5 protein-coding genes are annotated in these 4,735 nt (G+C 75.0%); 4 read left to right on the top strand and 1 reads right to left on the bottom strand.

Annotated elements, in window-relative coordinates:
* The coding region (locus HUW36_RS25850) for a glycosyltransferase family 39 protein (protein WP_174530535.1) at window positions 1-1,124 on the bottom strand (1,124 nt) is incomplete at its 3' end.
* A 499-nt stretch (window positions 1,125-1,623) separates the two neighbouring features.
* Between HUW36_RS25850 and HUW36_RS25855 the strand changes: the two genes are divergently transcribed.
* From HUW36_RS25855 to HUW36_RS25870, 4 genes are all read left to right on the top strand, one after another.
* Window positions 1,624-3,333 carry a nitrite/sulfite reductase gene (locus HUW36_RS25855; RefSeq protein ID WP_174530536.1) on the top strand — a complete coding sequence of 570 codons (1,710 nt, stop codon included), beginning with the start codon at window positions 1,624-1,626 and terminating at the stop codon, window positions 3,331-3,333.
* A gap of 76 nt (window positions 3,334-3,409) precedes the next feature.
* Window positions 3,410-3,568 (top strand): IS1 family transposase, encoded by a 159-nt coding sequence (locus tag HUW36_RS25860; protein ID WP_174530537.1) that lies wholly within the window; start codon window positions 3,410-3,412, stop codon window positions 3,566-3,568.
* Window positions 3,565-4,323 (top strand): phosphoadenylyl-sulfate reductase, encoded by a 759-nt coding sequence (locus HUW36_RS25865; RefSeq protein WP_174530538.1) that lies wholly within the window; start codon window positions 3,565-3,567, stop codon window positions 4,321-4,323. The genes HUW36_RS25860 and HUW36_RS25865 overlap by 4 nt, the downstream gene beginning before the upstream one ends.
* Window positions 4,324-4,337: 14 nt before the next feature.
* Window positions 4,338-4,735, top strand: a 398-nt coding sequence (locus HUW36_RS25870) for a sirohydrochlorin chelatase (protein ID WP_174530539.1), incomplete at its 3' end; no start/stop codon positions are given.

The following is a 4,735-nucleotide window of genomic DNA, read 5'->3' on the forward strand; positions in this document are numbered from 1 at the left end:
CTGACCGCGGTCCCGGTGGGCGCGGCCCTCGTCGGCGCGGTCCCGGTGGACGTGGTTCCGGCCGGGACGGCCTCGACCGGCGTGGTCCCGGCCGGCGTGGTCCCGGCCAGGGCCGCGCCGGCGAGCAGGCAGGCGAACGGCACGGTGAAGACCAGGTAGCGGGTCACCCAGAGCGGCACCACCGTCCCGGCGACGAAGAGCAGCAGCACCGGCAGTAGTACGGCGGCTCCGGGCAGCAGCGCCCGCCGGCCCAGCCGGACCGCGCCGAGCGCCGCGAGGGCCAGCAGGAACCCACCCACCACGCCGCTCTGCGCCAGCCCACCGGGCAACGCCGCCAGATCCGACAGGCGGGCCGGGTCCACCCAGTCGAGTTGCCGGCCGCGCTGGCCCCGGGCGACGAGCGCCAGCGGGGTGACGAGCACGACTGCCGGCAGCAGCGCCAGCAGCCACCGCGCCAGTACCCGGCGGCCGGGCGCCGGTGCCTCCCGGGACCCGTCGGGCGGGTCGACGACCGCCGCCGGTCCGCGTACGGCGGTCAGCAGCACCACCACGGCGTGCGCGGCGAGCAGGGTGAGCGCGATCAGGTGGACCAGGGCGAGCGCGGCGACGGCGAGCGCGTACCCGGTCCAGCGTCGCCAGGTCGGCCGGCGCAGCGCGTCGACCAGCAGCAGCGTGGCGAGCACGGCGAACAGCGTCGCGAGCGCGTACGGGCGGGCCTCCTGGCCGTACCGCGAGGTGGCCGGCAGCACCGCGAACAGCAGGCCCGCCAGCAGCCCGGCGCGGTCACCGGCGAGGCGTGCGCCGAGCCGGGCGGTCGACGCGGCGGCGGCGGCCATGGCCAGCGCGGAGGGCAGGCGTAACGCCGTCGGCGAGGTGCCGACCAGAGCCGTCCACCCGTGCACGAGCGCGTAGTACGGCCCGGTGGCGGCGTCGATGACGCGGGTCAGCCGGACCAGGTCGGGCAGCGGACGGGTGGCGGCGCTCCAGGTGGCCAGCTCGTCGCGCCACGGCTGCGCGTGTCCGATCCCGACCAGCGTGACCGCCAGCGTGAGCAACCCCGGTACGACCCACACCGGCCAACCGAGGCGGGTTCGGGACGGCGCAGGCTCGGCGAACGCGCTCACCTCCCCACCGTCACACGCCCGCCCGCCCCCACCACCCCGCTCCGCCGATTCCACCCCACCGGTCCCCCGGGCGCCGGGCCCCGACGGTCGATCATGAGGTTGACGGCATCCGCCGTCCTTCTTGTCCCCGCCAACCTCATGATCGACGGTCCGGCGCGGGAGTGACGCTGGTCACGGGGGGTGGGGGGTGGACGGGTGTCGATCGAGGCGAGGGCGCCCGTGATGTGGGATCACCGGGGCGGGCGGTGGTCGGTGGGACGGTGGTGTGGCAGCATGAGGCCCATGACCGCCGCTGTCGTCCGCCGCTTCGTGGCACGTCGCCACGTCGACTACGGCCGCGTGCGCAGCGCGATCTGTCCGGCCCACTGACGACGCCCGACCCATCCGTCTCGGGCGCGCTCCGCGCCGGCCGTCACCGACACCGCCGTCCTCGGCCCTTCTGGGCCGGCCGCCGCGTCCGCGCTCCAGGCACCGCAGCAGACAATCGGAGGACGCCGCGATGGCGGTCAGCAGCACCCCCACCCGCTCGGACCACCCGGCTCCCGCCGCACGGGCGCCCCGTCGACCGCGCGGCGAGGGCCAGTGGGCACTCGGGCACCGTGAGCCGCTCAACCCCAACGAGCGGATCAAGAAGGACGACGACCCGCTCAACGTGCGGGACCGGATCGAGAACATCTACGCCCACCGGGGCTTCGCCTCGATCGACCCGCAGGACCTGCGGGGCCGGTTCCGCTGGTGGGGGCTCTACACCCAGCGCAAGGCCGGCATCGACGGCGGGCGCACCGCCGTGCTGGAGCCGCACGAGCTGGAGGACGAGTTCTTCATGCTCCGGGTCCGGGTGGACGGCGGCCAGCTCAGCCTGGCCCAGCTGCGCGTGGTCGCGGAGATCTCCCGCGAGTTCGCCCGGGACACCGCCGACATCACCGACCGGCAGAACATCCAGTACCACTGGATCCGGGTCGAGGACATGCCGGAGATCTGGCGCCGGCTGGAGGCGGTCGGCCTGCAGACCACCGAGGCCTGCGGCGACTGCCCGCGGATCGTGCTCGGCAGCCCGGTCGCCGGGGTGGCCCGGGACGAGCTGCTCGACCCGACGCCGGCGATCGACGAGATCGTCCGCCGGTACGTCGGCGACAAGGCGTTCTCCAACCTGCCCCGCAAGTTCAAGACCTCGATCTCCTGGCTGGTCGACACGCCGTACGAGGCGAACGACATCGCGTTCCTCGGCGTCGACCACCCTGAGCACGGCCCCGGCTTCGACGTCTGGGTGGGCGGCGGGCTGTCCACCAACCCGATGCTGGCCAAGCGGCTCGGCGTCTGGGTGCCGCTGCACGAGGTGCCGGACGTGTGGGCCGGCGTGGTCGGCATCTTCCGCGACTACGGCTACCGGCGGCTGCGCAACCGGGCCCGGCTGAAGTTCCTGGTCGCCGACTGGGGTGTGGAGCGCTTCCGCGAGGTGCTGGAGAAGGAATACCTGGGCCGCGCGCTGCTCGACGGGCCGGCCGCGGAGCTGCCGGCGAAGCCGGTGGACCACATCGGCGTGCACCCGCAGCGCGACGGCGCCAACTACGTGGGCGCGGCCCCGGTGGTGGGCCGGGTCTCCGGCACCCAGCTGGCCCGGCTGGCCGACGTCGCGCAGGAGCACGGCAGCGACCGGGTGCGGCTCACCCCGTACCAGAAGTTGCTGGTGCTGGACGTGGCGCCGGAGCGGACCGAGTCCCTGGTGACGGCGTTGCGCGGGATCGGCCTGGAGGCCCGGCCGTCGGCCTGGCGGCGCGGCACCATGGCCTGCACCGGCATCGAGTTCTGCAAGCTGGCCATCGTGGAGACCAAGCGGCGTGGCGAGGAGCTGGTGGCCCGGCTGGAGGAGCGGCTGCGCGACTTCGACGCGGACATCTCCATCCACCTCAACGGGTGCCCGAACGCCTGCGCCCGCACCCAGGTCGCGGACATCGGGCTCAAGGGCCAGCTCGTGGTCGGCCCGGACGGCCGGCAGGTCGAGGGCTTCCAGGTGCACCTGGGTGGCGGCCTCGGCATGGCCGCCGGCCAGACCGCCGGTTTCGGCCGCAAGCTGCGCGGCCTGAAGACCACCGCCGACGACCTTCCGGAGTACGTGGAACGGCTGGCCCGCCGCTACCTGGCCGGCCGGACCGAGGGCGAGACGTTCGCCCGCTGGGTGATCAGAGTCGACGAGGAGGAGCTCCGATGAGTGAGCGAAGCGAGCGAATCATCCGGCTCAGCGCGGCCGTGCCTCACCGTGCCGGCGAGCGAAGCGAGGCGGCACGATGAGCGACGCCCGATCTGCGCCTCTCTACTGCCCCTACTGCGGGGAGGAGGACCTGCGACCGCACGAGGCCGGGCACGGCGCGTGGGAGTGCCACGCGTGCGCGCGGGTCTTCTCGGTGAAGTTCACCGGTCTGCTGGGCCGGGCGGTGGCCCGGTGAGCGGCCTGGTCTCCGCCGCGGGCCTGGGCCTGGTCGGCGCGGCCGGTCCCGCCGACCCGGCCCGGCGGGACCCGGAGGAGTTGCGCGCGCTCGCCGAGGAGGCCGGGCGGGAGCTGGCGGACGCGCCCGCGATCGAGATCGCCAGGTGGGCGGTGGAGACGTTCGGCGAGCGGTTCTGCGTGACCAGTTCGATGGCCGACGGCGTGTTGGCGCACCTGGTCTCCCGGGTCGCTCCCGGCGTGGACGTGGTGTTCCTGGACACCGGGCTGCACTTCCCGGAGACCCTGCGGGTCCGCGACGAGGTGGCCCGGCGGATGCCGGTGCGGGTCCGCTCGATCCGCCCCCGGATGACCGTCGGGCAGCAGGACGGCCAGTACGGGCCGCGCCTGTTCAGCCGGTCGCCGGACGACTGCTGCCAGTTGCGCAAGGTGGAACCGCTGGAGCGGGCGCTCGCCGGGTACGACGCCTGGGCCGCCGGGCTGCGCCGGGAGGAGTCGCCGACCCGGGCGAACACGCCTGTGGTGGGCTTCGACCCGCGCCGCGGCAAGGTCAAGGTGAACCCGATCGCCGCCTGGACGCAGCGTGAGGTGGACGCGTACGTGGCCCGGCACGACATTCCGGTGAACGAGTTGTTCGCCCGGGGCTACGGCTCGATCGGCTGCTGGCCGTGCACCCGCCGGACCAGGGCGGGGGAGGACCCCCGGGCGGGCCGCTGGGCGATGTTCGAGAAGACCGAGTGCGGGCTGCACACCTGACGGCCGCGCCACCTGTGGTGCTGGTGGCGCACGGCAGCCGCGATCCGCGGGCGGCCGAGGCGACCCGGGCGCTGGCCCGGGCGGTGGCGGCCACGTGTCCCGGCCGCCCGGTGCTGCCGAGCTGGCTCGACCACACCGACCCCGGTCCGACGGAGGTGCTGCGGGGACTGGCCGCCGACGGGCACTCCCGGGCGGTGCTGGTGCCGCTGCTGCTCACCGCCGCGTACCACCGCAAGGTGGACATCCCGGCGGCGGTGGCGGCGGCCGGCACGGACCTCGACGTGCGGGTGACCGAGGTGCTGGGGCCGACCGGCGGCACGGTGGACGGTCGGTTGCTGGCCGGGTTGCGGCGCCGGCTGGCGGAGGCGGCCGGGGACGACCCGGTCGCCTGCGCGGTGACGGTGAACCGCAG

Source organism: Micromonospora maritima (assembly GCF_902825405.1).
Lineage (GTDB): Bacteria > Actinomycetota > Actinomycetes > Mycobacteriales > Micromonosporaceae > Micromonospora > Micromonospora maritima.